At 37.8% G+C, this 15,661-nt stretch carries 16 protein-coding genes; 7 read left to right on the top strand and 9 right to left on the bottom strand.

The window, feature by feature from the left end; translation table 11 throughout:
- The first annotated feature begins 78 nt into the window (after positions 1-78).
- Positions 79-1,074: a tRNA dihydrouridine synthase DusB gene (gene dusB / locus ODZ84_RS10340; RefSeq protein ID WP_266176976.1), complete on the top strand. Its 996-nt coding sequence runs from the start codon at positions 79-81 to the stop codon at positions 1,072-1,074.
- 57 nt (positions 1,075-1,131) lie between these two features.
- Here the strand turns inward: dusB and deoC are convergent, their stop codons facing one another.
- The 5 genes from deoC to ODZ84_RS10365 form a co-directional block, all read right to left on the bottom strand.
- Positions 1,132-1,878 (bottom strand): deoxyribose-phosphate aldolase, encoded by a 747-nt coding sequence (gene deoC / locus ODZ84_RS10345; protein WP_266177351.1) that lies wholly within the window; start codon positions 1,876-1,878, stop codon positions 1,132-1,134.
- A 3-nt stretch (positions 1,879-1,881) separates the two neighbouring features.
- Positions 1,882-2,352 (bottom strand): Lrp/AsnC ligand binding domain-containing protein, encoded by a 471-nt coding sequence (locus ODZ84_RS10350; protein WP_266176977.1) that lies wholly within the window; start codon positions 2,350-2,352, stop codon positions 1,882-1,884.
- 41 nt (positions 2,353-2,393) lie between these two features.
- Positions 2,394-3,323, bottom strand: a complete 930-nt coding sequence (locus ODZ84_RS10355) for an endonuclease/exonuclease/phosphatase family protein (protein ID WP_266176979.1) — start codon at positions 3,321-3,323, stop codon at positions 2,394-2,396.
- Positions 3,324-3,697: 374 nt separating this feature from the next.
- Positions 3,698-4,369: a tRNA (guanosine(37)-N1)-methyltransferase TrmD gene (gene trmD / locus ODZ84_RS10360; RefSeq protein WP_266176980.1), complete on the bottom strand. Its 672-nt coding sequence runs from the start codon at positions 4,367-4,369 to the stop codon at positions 3,698-3,700.
- Positions 4,366-5,628: an NAD(P)/FAD-dependent oxidoreductase gene (locus tag ODZ84_RS10365; protein ID WP_266176981.1), complete on the bottom strand. Its 1,263-nt coding sequence runs from the start codon at positions 5,626-5,628 to the stop codon at positions 4,366-4,368. The genes trmD and ODZ84_RS10365 overlap by 4 nt, the downstream gene beginning before the upstream one ends.
- 66 nt (positions 5,629-5,694) lie before the next feature.
- Here ODZ84_RS10365 and ODZ84_RS10370 point away from each other — a divergent pair, with 66 nt between their 5' ends.
- Positions 5,695-6,558 (top strand): glycoside hydrolase family 25 protein, encoded by an 864-nt coding sequence (locus tag ODZ84_RS10370; protein ID WP_266176982.1) that lies wholly within the window; start codon positions 5,695-5,697, stop codon positions 6,556-6,558.
- Here the strand turns inward: ODZ84_RS10370 and ODZ84_RS23630 are convergent.
- The 3 genes from ODZ84_RS23630 to ODZ84_RS10380 all read right to left on the bottom strand — a co-directional run bounded on the left by ODZ84_RS23630 (position 6,555) and on the right by ODZ84_RS10380 (position 8,674).
- Positions 6,555-6,674 (bottom strand): alpha/beta fold hydrolase, encoded by a 120-nt coding sequence (locus ODZ84_RS23630; RefSeq protein ID WP_408612415.1) that lies wholly within the window; start codon positions 6,672-6,674, stop codon positions 6,555-6,557. The genes ODZ84_RS10370 and ODZ84_RS23630 overlap by 4 nt on opposite strands.
- Positions 6,675-6,767: 93 nt before the next feature.
- Complete coding sequence (locus ODZ84_RS10375) at positions 6,768-7,931, bottom strand: GNAT family N-acetyltransferase (protein ID WP_266176983.1); 1,164 nt, start codon at positions 7,929-7,931, stop codon at positions 6,768-6,770.
- Between the two features lie 110 nt (positions 7,932-8,041).
- Positions 8,042-8,674 carry a hypothetical protein gene (locus tag ODZ84_RS10380; RefSeq protein ID WP_266176984.1) on the bottom strand — a complete coding sequence of 211 codons (633 nt, stop codon included), beginning with the start codon at positions 8,672-8,674 and terminating at the stop codon, positions 8,042-8,044.
- 100 nt (positions 8,675-8,774) lie between these two features.
- On the opposite strand from ODZ84_RS10380, the gene ODZ84_RS10385 reads away from it, so the two are divergent.
- Positions 8,775-10,667, top strand: a complete 1,893-nt coding sequence (locus ODZ84_RS10385; protein WP_266176985.1) for an ABC-F family ATP-binding cassette domain-containing protein — start codon at positions 8,775-8,777, stop codon at positions 10,665-10,667.
- A gap of 117 nt (positions 10,668-10,784) precedes the next feature.
- Here the strand turns inward: ODZ84_RS10385 and ODZ84_RS10390 are convergent, their stop codons facing one another.
- Positions 10,785-11,843 (bottom strand): Gfo/Idh/MocA family oxidoreductase, encoded by a 1,059-nt coding sequence (locus tag ODZ84_RS10390; RefSeq protein WP_266176986.1) that lies wholly within the window; start codon positions 11,841-11,843, stop codon positions 10,785-10,787.
- Between the two features lie 176 nt (positions 11,844-12,019).
- On the opposite strand from ODZ84_RS10390, the gene ODZ84_RS10395 reads away from it, so the two are divergent.
- The 4 genes from ODZ84_RS10395 to ODZ84_RS10410 all read left to right on the top strand — a co-directional run bounded on the left by ODZ84_RS10395 (position 12,020) and on the right by ODZ84_RS10410 (position 15,577).
- Complete coding sequence (locus tag ODZ84_RS10395; protein ID WP_266176987.1) at positions 12,020-14,218, top strand: TonB-dependent siderophore receptor; 2,199 nt, start codon at positions 12,020-12,022, stop codon at positions 14,216-14,218.
- 93 nt (positions 14,219-14,311) lie between these two features.
- Positions 14,312-14,518, top strand: a complete 207-nt coding sequence (locus ODZ84_RS10400; RefSeq protein ID WP_266176988.1) for a hypothetical protein — start codon at positions 14,312-14,314, stop codon at positions 14,516-14,518.
- A gap of 32 nt (positions 14,519-14,550) precedes the next feature.
- Entirely contained in the window at positions 14,551-14,826 is a 276-nt protein-coding gene (locus tag ODZ84_RS10405) for a hypothetical protein (protein ID WP_266176989.1), read from the top strand.
- A gap of 160 nt (positions 14,827-14,986) precedes the next feature.
- The gene (locus ODZ84_RS10410; protein ID WP_266176990.1) at positions 14,987-15,577 is read left to right on the top strand and encodes a hypothetical protein; all 591 of its coding nucleotides are present in this window, start codon (positions 14,987-14,989) and stop codon (positions 15,575-15,577) included.
- Positions 15,578-15,661: the final 84 nt, after the last annotated feature.

The raw sequence follows: 15,661 nt of genomic DNA on the forward strand, positions 1-15,661 counted from the left end.
TTGATGTAAATAATGCTGATAAAATCCTTCAATCAATTTAAAGGAGGTTATTTTTTCAGAATTTCGTAAGTTTGCGGCATGGTAAAAATAGGCAACATAGAACTGCCGGAATTTCCGCTTTTGCTGGCTCCGATGGAAGACGTGAGTGACCCTCCGTTCAGAAGATTGTGTAAAATGCATGGTGCAGACTTAATGTATTCAGAATTTATTTCTTCTGAAGGCTTAATCCGGGATGCTATGAAAAGCAGAAAAAAACTCGACATCTTTGATTATGAAAGACCAGTGGGAATTCAGATCTTCGGTGGTGATGAAGAAGCCATGGCTTTATCTGCAAAAATCGTGGAGACGGTAAATCCCGATCTGGTGGATATTAATTTTGGGTGCCCGGTAAAAAAGGTAGTTTGTAAAGGTGCCGGTGCCGGGGTGTTAAAAGATATTGATCTGATGGTTCGTCTTACAAAAGCTGTAGTAAACTCCACCCACCTTCCTGTAACAGTGAAGACCCGTCTGGGATGGGACAGCACTTCAATTAATATTGATGAGGTAGCAGAACGTCTTCAGGAAACCGGAATCAAAGCACTGACGATCCATGCGAGAACCCGTGCGCAGATGTACAAAGGAGAGGCAGATTGGGAACATATTTCAAGAATTAAACAAAATCCGAATATTGAAATTCCTATTTTTGGGAACGGTGATATCGATTCTCCGGAGAAAGCTCTGGAATATAAACAGAAATATGCCTGCGACGGAATTATGATTGGCCGTGCTGCCATCGGATATCCCTGGATTTTTAATGAGATTAAACATTTCTTTAAAACCGGTGAGCATTTACCCGCTCCTGATATTTCAGACCGATTACTGGCAGTACGTCAACATGCCGAATGGAGTGTCGACTGGAAAGGGGAAAAACTGGGACTGGTTGAAATGAGACAGCACTACAGTAATTATTTCCGTGGGGTACCTCACTTCAAAGAATTCAGGAAAAAATTCCTTGAGGTTTTTACCTTAGAGGAGATGGATGCCCTCATTAATGAAACACAGGCCTTTTACACAGAATATCAGGCACAGGTATAAAAAAAATAAACCATCAAAAATTTTTGATGGTTTATTGTTACGTATGTACTGGATTTATTAATATCCTTCTGAGGCGGACTGATCTTTTATCAAAGCTAATGCTGAAGAGGTTCCTATTCTTTTAACTCCCATCCTGATCATCTTTTCTGCATCATCCGGCGTTCTTACTCCGCCTGCTGCTTTCACAGGCAGTCTTCCGGCATTATCAATCATGATCTTTATTCCTTCAAATGTTGCTCCGTTTGGTTTTTCACCGGTGGTCTCATAAAAACCTGTTGATGATTTTACAAAGATTTTCGATAAATCGCTATCGGAAAAATTTTCCTCTGCCCAATCAGAAATTTTTTTGGTAAGATCAGCAATCTGTGCATCTGTCAAGGCTGCAATTTCAATAATCCATTTTGCAGTTTTATGATGCTGTAAACACAATTGTGTACATTTTACGAATTCATCTTTTACCAGGTCAATATTCCCTTTCAGATACGTATCATAATTGATCACAAAATCCAATTCGTCTGCCCCGTCGTCTATTGCCCGCGTTGCTTCTGCAATTTTTTCATCTACGGAGTAAGTTCCTTCATGAAAACCTATCACAGTGCCTACCACAACATTTGAATTTCTGTCGTTAATATACTTTTTAATTTCAGATACATAATCCGGACGGATCATTACGGCGAAGATGCCATGATCAATCGCTTCTTGTGTAAGTTCTATATCTTTTTTTAAAGTTTCCTCGTCTGACATTCCTGACTGAGCGGGCGTTTTCAGGTAGGTCGAATCCAAATATTGTGCAATGTTCATAATCTGTTATACTTTCAGTTGTCGGTAGATTCCTTGCTCCAAAGATATGAAAGTTTCTGTTCTTGTCACCCCTTTCAGCTTTTGAAGTTTGCTGAGAATCTGCATCAGGTGATCATTATCTTTGCATAAGACTTTCAGGAAAGTGGTATAATTACCGGTGGTGTAGTGTGCTTCCACTACTTCATTGATATCATTCAGTGACTTTACCACTTCCGGATAATGGCTTGGCTGATCCAGAAATACCCCGATATATGATATTACCTTATACCCTATTTTCTTAGGATTCAGGAAAGAGATGGAGTTTTCGATCACCCCGGCATATTCAAGTTTTTTTATTCTCTGGTGAACCGCTGTAGTGGAGATCCCGACATTTTTTGAAATGTGAGCGAGAGAGGTCTTGGCATTATCCATCAACATATAGATGATTTCTTTGTCGATTGAATCTAAATGGTAGTTTGCATTGCTTGAATTTTTCATTTTCTACTTTTTTTATTATTTATGTTTTTACTAAGTATTTATCAATTTTTGAATCTAATAAAAACCGGAAAATGATCACTATAACCTCCTAAATATCTCGTACCTGCGTACGTTCGGAAGGGTCTGCCACCAAAATTCCTGTTCCGGCTGCTAATTTCGTCAGCGTTAAACACTTCAGCATTCTGAAATGAGAAACGACCATTATCAAAAAGTGATTTTGACAAGATAATCTGATCAAACAGCAATCCCGACTTATAATGAAAAGTAGAATAATTTCTTGTGGAAAACAGCTCGTGAAACGGATTTTCAAGAATCTTTTCGCACGCGTTGTCGTAGAGAATTTTTACTAAATTTTCATCATCTGGGTTTTCATTAAAATCACCACACAGAATAACGTGTTCCTTTTCTTCATTCACAATATTCAATATCCGTCCCCGGATTTCGTTCATTATAAAGTCTCTTTTGGGTTTATTAACATCTTTTTCTCGCTTAGAGGGAAGGTGGGCGATAAAAATATTAATAATCTCTCCTTTATATTTCACTCTTGAATAAAGTACATCTCTTGTCGTATCGTAATTTCCTATGGTTTTATGTATAATTTCAAAGAAAAAAGTAATAGGTTCTGAATCTATAACTTCCACTTTACTTTTATCGTATATCATGGCCACATCTACCTTTCTTTCGTCCATAGAATTGTAATGTACAATCCCATACCCCGAATTAAAGGGATGCATCTGCACAAGATCTTCCAAAACTTTCCTTCCGGAAACTTCGGATAATCCGATCATGAATGGCAAAACACCACTCCTCTCCTTCATCAACTGGAATACATGTGCAATTTTAAAAATTTTGTTCCTGTATCTTTTTTCATCCCAGTTTCTCAGTCCTGATCCGGTTGGATCTAATTGATGTACTGGTGCCGGATCCGGTAGAAATAAATTTTCTACATTATAAAAAGAGAACAACTCCATCTACAATCTTCACTTCTTTAAAATTTACATTTCTTTCAGAATGTAAATTTATTATTTTTTTTTAAATATGATTAATTTATTTATACGATATTCATATTAATTTTATATCATAATAATAGTGATAATCTAAAATATATACTATAAAATCATACATATTATTTAAAATTTTAATCAATAAAAAAAATACTCAAATCCAGTAAAATAAAATCTTTGTATAAAAGAAAAAAAATAAGGATAAAATACTTACGTAAACTGTATTTAACAACAATATTTAAATCCCAATCCCTATGTTAGCAAATTATTTTTCCATTTAAGAAGTACGATCGTAAAAATGTAAAAAAAAAGTTGAGGTTAATGAATTTCTGTAACTTTTTTCAGAGTAAATCGGGACGTTTTTCTTTAGTTATTCTTACAGCTTCATCATGGCGCCATTCCTCAATTTTACCGGAATTACCACTTAATAGAATTTTCGGAACCTCTAAACCTTTATAAATTTCTGGCCTTGTATAAATAGGCGGCGAAAGAAGGTCATCCTGAAAACTATCGGTAAGAGCACTCTGTTCATCATTCAGAACTCCGGGAAGCAGGCGGATGATAGAATCCGCAAGGACACATGCGGCCAGCTCTCCACCGGTAAGTACATAATCTCCGATTGAAATTTCTTTAGTAATATGCAGATCTCTTACCCGCTGATCTATTCCTTTGTAATGTCCACACAGGAAGATGAGATTATTTTTAATAGAAAGCGTATTGGCTATCTTCTGATTTAAAGTTACACCATCCGGCGTCAGATAGATCACCTCATCATAGGTTCTCTGAGATTTCAGTTCAGAAATACATTTATCCAGCGGCTCGATCATCATGACCATCCCCGCTCCTCCTCCGTAAGGTTCATCGTCGATTTGTCTGTGTTTGTTGACTGACCAGTCTCTCAACTGGTGAAAATGCACTTCTGCCAATCCCTTATCCATGGCTCTTCTTAAAATAGAAGTCTGAAACGGACTTTCCATCAGTTCTGGAAGTACGCTTATAATATCAATTCTCATTGTACTGTTTCATTTTTCTTGTTTGGCAAAATTATTAATCTTAAAGAAGAATCCTTATTAAAATAACTCCACATCCAGTTGAAGAATACTGCGAGCTTATTCCTGACACTCAGAATCAGCATCAGGTGTAAAAACATCCAGAAATACCAGGCAAAAAGCCCCTGGAATTTAATGAACGGTAAATCCACTACCGCTCTGTGCTTTCCGATGGTTGCTAAAGATCCCTTATCATCATATTCGTATTCTACCCAGTCAGCAGTACTCTTCTTTAAGAGGTTTTTTCCTAAATTTTTTGCCTGGTTGATAGCCACATTAGCCACCTGGGGATGACCCTGTGGATATTTCGGTGTTTCCATATAAGCGATATCACCGATTGCATATATATTGTCGTAGCCTTTTATTCTGCTATACCGGTCTACGATATACCTGTTTTTTATTAACCGATCTTCAGGAAAGCCATTTACAATATTTCCCGTCACGCCGGCTGCCCAGATTACATTATTGGAAGGAATGGTTTTGCCACTTTTCATAAAAACCTTGTCGCCATCATAATCCGTTACATATTCCTTACTTAAAAAGCTTACTCCGAGATCTTTTAAATATTGTTCAGATTTATCCTGAGCTTCCGTACTCATAACCGCTAGAGGCTTTTCTGTGGAGCTCACCAAAATGATATTGAGATGATCAAAATTCATATAAGGATAGTCTCTCGGGAGAATTTCTTTTTTCATCTCGGCGAAAGCTCCGGCCAGTTCTACTCCGGTAGGTCCGCTTCCTACAATGACGATATTCCAGTTTCCGTCGTCGCTGCGGCTTTTTTCGATGATCAGCTTTTCGAATGTCATTAAAACATGATTTCTGATGCCGATGGCCTCTTGGGTATTTTTCATCCCGAAGGCCTTACCTTCCATAGCTTTATTCCCGAAAAAATTGGTTTTACAGCCTGTTGCAATGATTAATTTATCGTAGGTAAATTCTGCTTCGTCCGTAATGACTCTGTTGTTCAGCGCATCAATTTCTTTCACTTCCGTCAGACGAAACTGTGTATTTCTGGAACGCTGAAAAATTTTTCTGAACGGAAAAGAAATATTGGAAGGCTCAATCCTTCCACACGCGACCTGATAGAAAAGAGGTTGAAACATGTGGTGGTTTACCCTGTCCAGAACAATTACTTTTTTATTTTTATTGTTCAGTTTTTTTGCAAGTTGCAGCCCCGCAAAACCTCCTCCTATGATGATGATTTTTTCGCGTGTTTCCATAGTAGACAAATTTACTGATTTTATTTAGTATTTGACAGTGAAAAAAAGTTAGTTTTGTAAAACTTTATGCCGTCAAGAAAGTACACCAAAAAAACTGCCAAAAGTCTTCATAAAACACGGAAGAAGAACTATTTTTTCCGCAGGAAAGTGGTATTGGCCATACTCATCATCGCTTTAATAGGGACCGGATTATATTTAAAACAGTCGGTCAATTATTACTACGCTCTCTATTTTAACAGATTCATCCATAAAAAACTTCATAACTCCGAAAATGAAACCCTCAGAATTCAGAGGATTATCAGCAGCAATCTTGATAAAACCTATGGTTTTGATATTTCTCATTACCAAAACAGAGAAGATATAAAATGGGACAGCCTCAGCATCGGAAACAAAACCATCCCGCTGGAATTTGTGGTCATGAGAGCTACGATGGGCAACCGGAATGCGGACAAACATTTTGATGATTTTTGGGGACAGGCAAAAAAAAATAACCTTATCCGCGGAGCTTACCATTTTTACAGGGCCGATGAAGACCCGGTCATTCAGGCAAATAATTACCTGGATAATGTAAAACTGGAAAGTGGTGATCTCCCTCCGATCCTGGATATCGAAAAAATACCGAAAAGGAAAACCAATAAGAAGCTGATTGAGGATCTGAAGGTATGGTGTAAAATCATTGAGGAAACGTATGGTAAAAAACCTATTATCTATACGTATTATCATTATTATAAAGACTTTTTAAAAGGAGAATTTGATGACTATCCCCTTTGGCTGGCTAATTATAATGACGTTCCTGCTCCTTCTCCTGATGCGGAATGGAATCTCTGGCAGTTTACCGAAAACGGAATTGTTCATGGAATCAATACCAAAGTAGACCTGGATATTTACAATGGCAGTGTATGGTCTCTAAAGAGGCTGACAATCGATTAATTTTTCAGAAAACCGATTATGTCCCTGTTCAGCTCGTCAGCAATTTCGAAAGGAAGATCGTGCGAAACTCCGGGATAAATTTTAAGCTTTGAGCCCGGAATTTCTCTGCCCATCATTTCGGTATGCTCCTTTTTGATGATATCAGTTCACCGGCAATGACAAGAACCTTATTTTCTATCCGGTTTAAAGGCGTCCTGCTGATATTGGGCTCATTCAGCATCAGATTCAGCCTTTTTCCCCTTCTGTTTAAAGGGTCGTCTCTGAATCCACCTGACTTTTGGAGAAATGAGGAAAAAAATAGATTTCATGAAAAGATTGATCATAGAATTATTATGTTTGATCAATCCGAAAATTGCCAATGGTTCCGCCCCTACAGTAGATTTAATTTCCAGCGCTGTTCTCCCGAAAATAATTCTTTGATATCGGTTGCTGATCGCAAAATCAACCATATCGAGCAACATGTTCAGATAAAGCTGTTTCTCTTTCTGCAGTTCTTTATGGTATCCTAAAAAATAGGTATCGATATCTTCTCCGTTTATCATTAAAGTATAAAATCCGATGAGCTCTCCTTCTGAAAAATACCCGAAGATTTTAAAATCCTGACCCAGATTTTCTTTCATCGTTCTGAAATGATCCTTTGAGAGAAAAAAAGTATTGAAAGAAGCATTTTCAGCAACGTTCTGATACAACCGATTAAGCTGAGCCTGATATGTAACGATATCAGACAGTGTCAGTTCGGTTTTTACGGTTTCTTCATTTTTTTTCCGGGCAGATTTTGCCCGTACTCTGTATTTCTTAGAAAGATCACTGAGATAATCATCAAAGTTTTTCCAGGTCTCTCTCAGGATCAGCATCATATTGGGCTGAACAGAAAACCTTACATACGGCTTATATTTTTCACCTTTAAAATGGGTTATGAAACGGGCCTGATAATCTTTATAAATGATAAGGGAGGTTTTTCTGATTTCTTTTTGCATCTTATCACACGCATCACTTAAAAGACGAATCGTCTGACCGGAGTCAATTTTTTGAGGATTGAAGTAAAACCCGTTCTGCCCGGTCAGCATATTATTGCCTAAGATCATCACGTCACGGCTCAGTTTCTTTGCAAAAAAGTTTCTGATCGTATACCCGACTTCATTTTTCTGAAATGTGGCATGAGCGTAAAAATCAAGATACTGAAACAGAGCTCCTCCGATCAATTCTTCATTCTGAAAAAACCCCATCAGAAAACAGTCCATATTTTCAGGAGAAGACATTTCAAGCGCCTGAAAATACTCTTTTGAAAGCATGATATTGTAATCTCCGACAACAGTATTCCAGTTTTCCGGCAAATGGGAAGCGGTGTGGTAAATTTTTAATTTATATAACATAAAAGATAGATAAATATAGCATATCTGCTGCTACTTTACAACATGAATATTACAGCAATAAGGACTCTGCAAATTCGATTTAGCAGTGCGTTAGGATTTAAAATCAATATTTATCCAGACATTGAATGAAAAATCTGCTGAATAATCCGGAATGACTTCTCAGTCTCACTGATTCCGTCATATATCATTTTCAGAACTATTGGTGAGGCCTCCAAAGCCAGAGCAAATACTGGAATCATCAGGTACAGAACAACAGGAAATTTTCGTTTCAGGGAAAATTCTTTAATCATTGCATTCCATATCACTTTCATTCTTTCTCTTTCATGACATAAAATAAGGAAACACAGGATAAAGTACAGAGCAAATCTGTTTACAAATGCTACAGCCATGCCTTCCGGCATAAAAGTGATATCCATCAGAATAATATTGGCGGCAATAGGAATAAAAAAGAGAACTCCCAGGATTACGGTCCTGTGGAAAAGTAATAACAGGCCGGTGATGATCTGAAGAACTCCCACAACAGATTTAAAAGGCTCGTGATCAAATAAGTACCACATCACCCGGAATAAAGATAAATCTTTGATCGGCACAGACATTTCCTTTGCTGAAATACCAAACTGCCCGCCCTCGGTTAATTTTCCAGACCCGTAAAGTATAAAGATCGCAGCCAGTAAAAATCTGGAGACCAGAATAAAATATTCCCAGTATTTTTCTCTTGGGACAGATCCTAATTTTGTTGTCATGATTATCGTTTTTTAGTAATGGTTTATTTAAAAGGTTTCTGGTTACATTTTCGTACTTTTGCGGCTCAATCGAAATTATAAATCAAACTACTCTATTCTAATGAATTACGTTTCTGTCGAAAATCTTACCAAATCTTACGGGATCAAAGTATTGTTCGAAAATGTCTCTTTTCACGTTAATGAAGGTGACAAAATAGCCATCGTTGCCAAAAACGGAAGCGGAAAGTCTACCCTCTTAAAAATATTAATGGGGAAGGAAATTGCAGACAGCGGAAATGTGATGATCAATAAAGATATCCAGGTTGTCCTGTTTGATCAGGAAATAGATTTTGATCCTGATCTTACGATTGATGAATTTATGATGACTCTGGATTCCGCACCGATCCTGGCTCTGAAAAACTATCATAAGTCACTGCATTCGACAGACCATGATTTTATTGAAAAGGCATTGTCTGAAATGGAAGCTCATAAAGCCTGGGATCTTGAAAATGAAATGAAACAAATTCTTTCCCAGCTTAAAATAACGGACCTTGAGGCCAGAATGGGAACGCTTTCCGGAGGTCAGATCAAACGTGTGGCTTTGGCAAAGTTACTGACGGAAACAAGAGCCGAACACCGCCATACTTTACTAATTATGGATGAGCCTACCAACCACCTTGATGTGGAAATGGTGGAATGGCTGGAAAGCTATCTGAGCAAAGCAAAAATAACCTTACTCCTGGTAACGCACGACCGTTATTTTCTGGATGCAGTCTGTGGGATCATCTGGGAAATGGAAGATAAAAACCTATATGTTCATAACGGTTCATATGCTACCTATCTAGAAAATAAAATGATCCGGGAGGATAATATGAATGCCACGATTGATAAGGCCAACAATCTCTACAGAAAAGAACTGGAATGGATGCGCAGACAGCCTAAGGCAAGAACGACAAAATCCAAATCGAGAATCGATGATTTTTACGAAACTGAAAAGATCGCTAAAACCGATACCCGGAAAGAATCGTTAGAGCTTGATTTCGAAATGAAAAGGCTCGGGAACAAAATTTTAGAACTCAGGAACATTTCCAAAAGTTATGGAGACAAATTACTGTTGAAAGATTTCAGCTATCAGTTTCAGCGTGGCGAAAAAGTAGGGATTGTAGGAAAAAACGGTGCCGGAAAATCTACGCTGTTAAATATTATCCAGGGCCTGGAGCCAAAAGATTCAGGGGAAATAGAAACGGGAGAAACTATTAAATTCGGATATTTTTCACAAAAAGGTCTTCAATACAAAGAAGACGAAAGGGTAATCGACTTCATTAAAGAAATTTCTGAAAATTTTCCTTTGGCAAACGGCAGAACGATTTCGGCCTCGCAGTTTCTGAGATTGTTTTTATTTGATGACCAGACCCAATATTCTCCGATTTCAAAACTTTCGGGTGGTGAAAAAAGAAGACTTCATCTGATGTATATTCTGTATCAGAATCCTAACTTTCTGATATTTGATGAACCTACCAATGATCTGGACCTTCCGACGCTTACCGTACTGGAAAATTTCCTGCTTAATTTCCAGGGAAGCTTAATTATTGTTTCCCACGACAGGTATTTTATGGACAGAATTGTGGATCATATTTTAGCCTTCGAGGGAGACGGGAAAATTAAAGATTTTATCGGTAATTTCTCCGAGTACCGCGAAGCAAAGAGCAAAGAAGAGGCACTGGGAAAGACAACCGCCTCAAAACCTGAACCGGTAAAGGAAAATATTACTCCTGTGCCACCTGCAGCAAAAAAGAAAAAACTTTCTTTTAAGGAACAGCGCGAACTGGAGATGATCGAAAAAGAAATGCCTGAGCTTGAAGAAAAACGTGCGAAAATTCTGGATCAGCTCAATAATGAAAGTGATTATGAAAAAATTGCCACCCTTTCAGCACAGTTAGAAGATATCTCTGAAAACCTTGAAAGCCATGAAATGAGATGGATTGAACTTCAGGAAGCTTTAGGAGAAGGATAAAAAAGTGATGAGTGATGAGTTATAAATGATAAGTTGTTTTACAATAAAATATAACTCATCACTCATAACTCATCACTCATCACTCATAACTTATAACTCAAAACTTATCACTCATCACTAACCCAAGCTTATTACCCTTTGAGCATTCGAACTTTCCAAAGCAGCTTCTATAATTTTCATATTCTGAATAATTTCTTCCGCAGGTGAAGGCAGATAATACCCGAATACCATATGCTCGTAGATATTCTGGTAATAATTCATGTAATTTCCCGGTTCACTGGAGGTCAGCAGTCTTTCCGTTTCTGAATGATCGTTGATATAATTCAGGATCCCGTCTGATTCACTCAGTGGATTCATCCAGTCCTGTCCATATAAAGGGACGGCCCCTGTAACCAGTTCATTTTCCTGGTTATCACTTCTTTCCTGTAAAAAACTTCCTTTGTCACCATGAACGGTATAGGCATAATGGGCTTCTTTACTGAATACTGAAGATTTTAATCTTACCCGTAAGCCATTTTCATAATACAGGATAATCTCAAAATAATCATTGGCAAATTCTTTTCCTTTCATGGAGAATACATCTGCAAATAGCTTTTCTGGGAATCCGAAATACTGTACGGCCTGATCGACCAGGTGTGCTCCCAGATCGTGGAGAGCTCCTGAACCTGTAGCTTCCGGATCTTCTTTATGAGCCTTCCCGCTGGCGGTTGTACGGAACCGGTCGAAACGGATCTCAGCTTCTTTAATATGACCGAGTCTATTTTCATTAATTACTTTCTGAACCTGCAGAAAGTCCCGGTCAAACCTTCTGTTCTGATAAACACTTAAAAAAAGTCCTTTTTCTTCCGCCAGCCGTACAAGCTCCTCCGCTTCAGAAACATTTACGGTAAAAGGTTTTTCAACAATTACATTTTTACCGGCTTCCAAAGCCATTTTTACATATTCAAAATGAGTCTGAACCGGCGTATTTACAATCACCAACTCGATATCTGCGCTCTGAAGCATATCTTCTACGGAACGGTAGATATCGGCATCGGGATATTTCTCCTTTGAATCTTCCCTGCTTCTCTCTACAACTGCAGATATAAAAAATCCGGGATGTTCTTTTAAAAATGGAGCATGAAAAATTTTTCCGCTCATCCCGAAAGCACATAAACCAACTTTTACTAATTGCATAATTTTATTTTTAACAAATATATTTATAAAAAAAATTTTAAAGGATAATCTACAGTATCAATAGACTTAAATGCTACAATTCCAAATAAATGATAAATATCAGAATTTTATTTTGAATTATTCTAAATAACATGCTATATTAGCACCTTATTTAAACACATTCTAAATAACATAAAATGAAAAAAGATCTAATGACTGTAGGGTTATTGCTTTCGGCAATATGCTTTACTGCACAAATGAAAAAAACAGAGACCGATACCATCAGAATTCAGACGATCGAGGATGTGAATCTTCATAAAACCGGAAATCCTAACAAAGCCAAACCATTATCTACAAAGTCCAATCTCACAGTGATGGAAACACCACAGCCGATTGCTATTGTTACGCACGAGATCATAGAGCAGCAACAGGCCAGACAATTGAGTGATGTCATTAAAAACGTAAACGGAATCTATATTACCTCTTCCAGAGGAGGCTCACAGGACAGTTTCGGAGGACGTGGTTTTACATTCGGAAATGATAATATATTCAAGAACGGTTCTCGGGTGAGCAGCGGCGTCTTTCCTGAAGTGACGGGTCTGGAAAGAGTGGAAGTGCTAAAAGGTGCCAACGCCATGCTTTATGGAAACGTTGGTCCCGGCGGCATTGTCAATCTGATCACCAAAAAACCGAAATTCGAATTTGGAGGCACCTTGGGTTTTAGTGCAGGAAGCTGGAATTCATACAAACCTACGGTTGACATTTACAGCCCATTGTCTAAAAATGTTGCGGTACGGGTAAATGGAGCCTACGAATATGCGGAGAGCTTCAGAGATCTTGTAAAATCTAAAAAAAATTACTTAAATCCATCATTTCTTTTCAATCTGAGTGAAAATACGCAGCTGATTGTAGAAGGCGATTATCTATATCATAATTTTACGCCCGATTTCGGGATTGGAAGCGTTGTAGATGATGCAACAGGAATCTCAAGACTGGCAACGGAAATCAGCCGAAATCAGTTTCTGGGAACAGACTGGCAATACCAGACCACCCAACAGGCCACGACGGATGTTATCTTAAATCATAAGTTTAATAAAAACTGGGCACTGAATGCGGTAGCTTCCTATCAGAATTACACGAAAGATTATTTTTCGACAGAGCGGATCCGCTGGATTTATAATTCAAAAGACAATAATTTCAATCCTGCATGGACAAGGCCTGTCGGAAAAACCTATAATGAGCAGAATTATACTTCGTTACAGATTAATTTAAATGGTGAGTTTAAAACCGGAAATATCCACCACAAACTATTGGTAGGTACCGATGGAGATTATAGTCAGGCTGATACTCAAAATTTCAAATTAAGCACAACCACATTAGACAAATTCTTTCTTAATGATCCCTCGACATGGATAAATGAGGCTCCAATGCCTGCTTCGGATAAGACATTCCGAAGAAGAATATCCACCCGCAGATTCGGATTGTATGCGCAGGATCTTGTAGAATTAACGAAATCTTTAAAGGTACTGGCAGGGGTGCGGTACTCTTATCTGACGAATGGGGAATCTTCAGACAAAATCTTTATGCCCGGCTTTACTCCTCCTGCAGCCAGTGCAAAAACCGAAGATCATGCTTTTTCTCCAAAAGCCGGTATTATTTATAATCCGAATGATAACATCTCGGTTTTCGCCACCTACACCAATTCATTTGTTCCCAATACAGGAACAACAGTACATTTTGAAGCTTTGAAGCCCTCTACGGTCGATCAGTATGAAATTGGTGTTAAAAAGAATGTCTTCAATAGCGCAGTGGCTGTTAACTTAACTGCATACCAGATTGTCAATAACAATACGTACACCACAGCAATAGTTGGTCCAGATGGTCAAGCAAACTCCAATACCAGTTTAAAAGAGTATGCAGGTAGGGTTAGAAGCAGAGGGGCGGAACTGGATATTACGGGAAATCCTTTAAGCAATCTGTCCTTGATTGGGGGAGTTTCTTATAACCATGCAGAATATACAGAAACTCCTGACAAAACCGGTTATGTTGAAAACCAAAGATTAGTCAGAACACCGGCTGTAACGGCCAATGCTTCCGTATTTTATACCTTCACCCGTTTTGCCAAAGGATTGAAGATCGGAACAACAGCCTTCTACACCGGTGACAGAAAAGCGGGCTGGAACGACCTTAAAAACCAAAAACAGATTACCCGAATGATCGACGTTGGCGGCTTCACCACCATAGATGTCAGTATGGGCTACGAATGGAAAAAATTAGTAATTCAGGGAAAAATCGGAAACCTGTTCGATGTAGTGAATTACAACGTCCATGAAAATTACTCTGTGAATCCCATTACTCCACGAAACTATTATTTCACATTAACCTATAAATTGTAGTATTTTTATTTAAGTTATCATTTCCTTATGTAAAGTGGAAGTTGCAATTTTGCAGCTTCTGCTTTTTGGATTTAAAAGAATAAACATTCAGATATGGACAAGATTAAGGATACAAGAAGTTTTATGAGGATTACGCATCGTTACCTGGGATATTTTCTTGCAGGAATAATGGCGGTCTATGCCTTCAGCGGTGTACTGTTGATTTACAGAGATACGGATTTCCTTAAAAAAGAAAAAAAATACGATAAGGTGATTGCGAAGGATCTTACTGAGAAACAACTGGGAAAAGAACTAAAATAAAAAATTTTGAAGTTGAAAAAACCGAAGGTACCGTGCTGATCTTTAAACAGGGAGCTTACAACCAAGCAACCGGTGAAGCGAAATACAGCAAAATGGAACTTCCGTCTGTTATTGATAAAATGACAAAACTGCATAAAGCACAATCGAAAGACAGGCTGTCACCTCTTAATGCTTTTTTCGGAATTTCGCTGCTTTTCTTTGTGATCTCAAGTTTCTGGATGTTCAACCCGAAATCAAAGGCTTTTAAAAGAGGGATGATTTTTACGGTTGCAGGACTTGTTGTATCAATCATTTTACTGCTGATTTAAATATAAAATTATTCCTTAAAGTGTTAAAAAAATAAAATATTTTAATTAATAATTACCGGTACAAATTTCAAAAAAGACCTGAAATTGAGCATCGTGGCACATTTGTTGTTTCTCCTATGCTTTAAGAATAATAAACATTAATTATTAAAAATTATAAATTATGAAAAAACTACTTTTATCAGGAATATTAGCTGCAGCTGGATTAACGTCTACCATGAATGCACAGATTCAGGAAGGAAACTGGATTGTTGGTAGTAGTTTGGTAACAAGTAACTTTGGCCTTAACACAGGGGCAGGGTATGATTTTGCCATTCAGCCGAAAGCCGCTTATTTTATTAAAGATAATGTTGCAGTCGGTGGATATGTAAACTTAGGATTTATGAAACCTGGAAAAGGAGAAGCCACACAATTTAATTATGCTGTTGGTGCCTTAGGACGTTATTATATTTCACCAGGTGAAAAAGGAGTTGACAATTTATTGAACCACGGACGTTGGTTCTTTGAAGGTAATGTAGGTGTAGGTGGTACTTCTGTAGAAAACGGAATCTCCACTACCGGCCTTGATTTCGGTGTAGGACCTGGTTACTCTTATTTTATCACTCCAAACATCGGGGTTGAAGGTCTACTAAAATATAATGGTGTTACTGGTTTCGGAAACGAAGGATTGACCTCTAAATTGAGCTTTAACGTTGGGTTCAGCATCTATTTACCCACTTCAAAAGGAAGAGATATTGTAAATGACGTTAAATAAACGGTAATCACTTTAACCCATACTTATCGTATACAAATGAAATCGCCCCGGAAATTTTTCGGGGCGATTTTCTTACAAATTAAA

It is taken from the genome of Chryseobacterium fluminis (assembly GCF_026314945.1).
Taxonomy (GTDB): domain Bacteria; phylum Bacteroidota; class Bacteroidia; order Flavobacteriales; family Weeksellaceae; genus Chryseobacterium; species Chryseobacterium fluminis.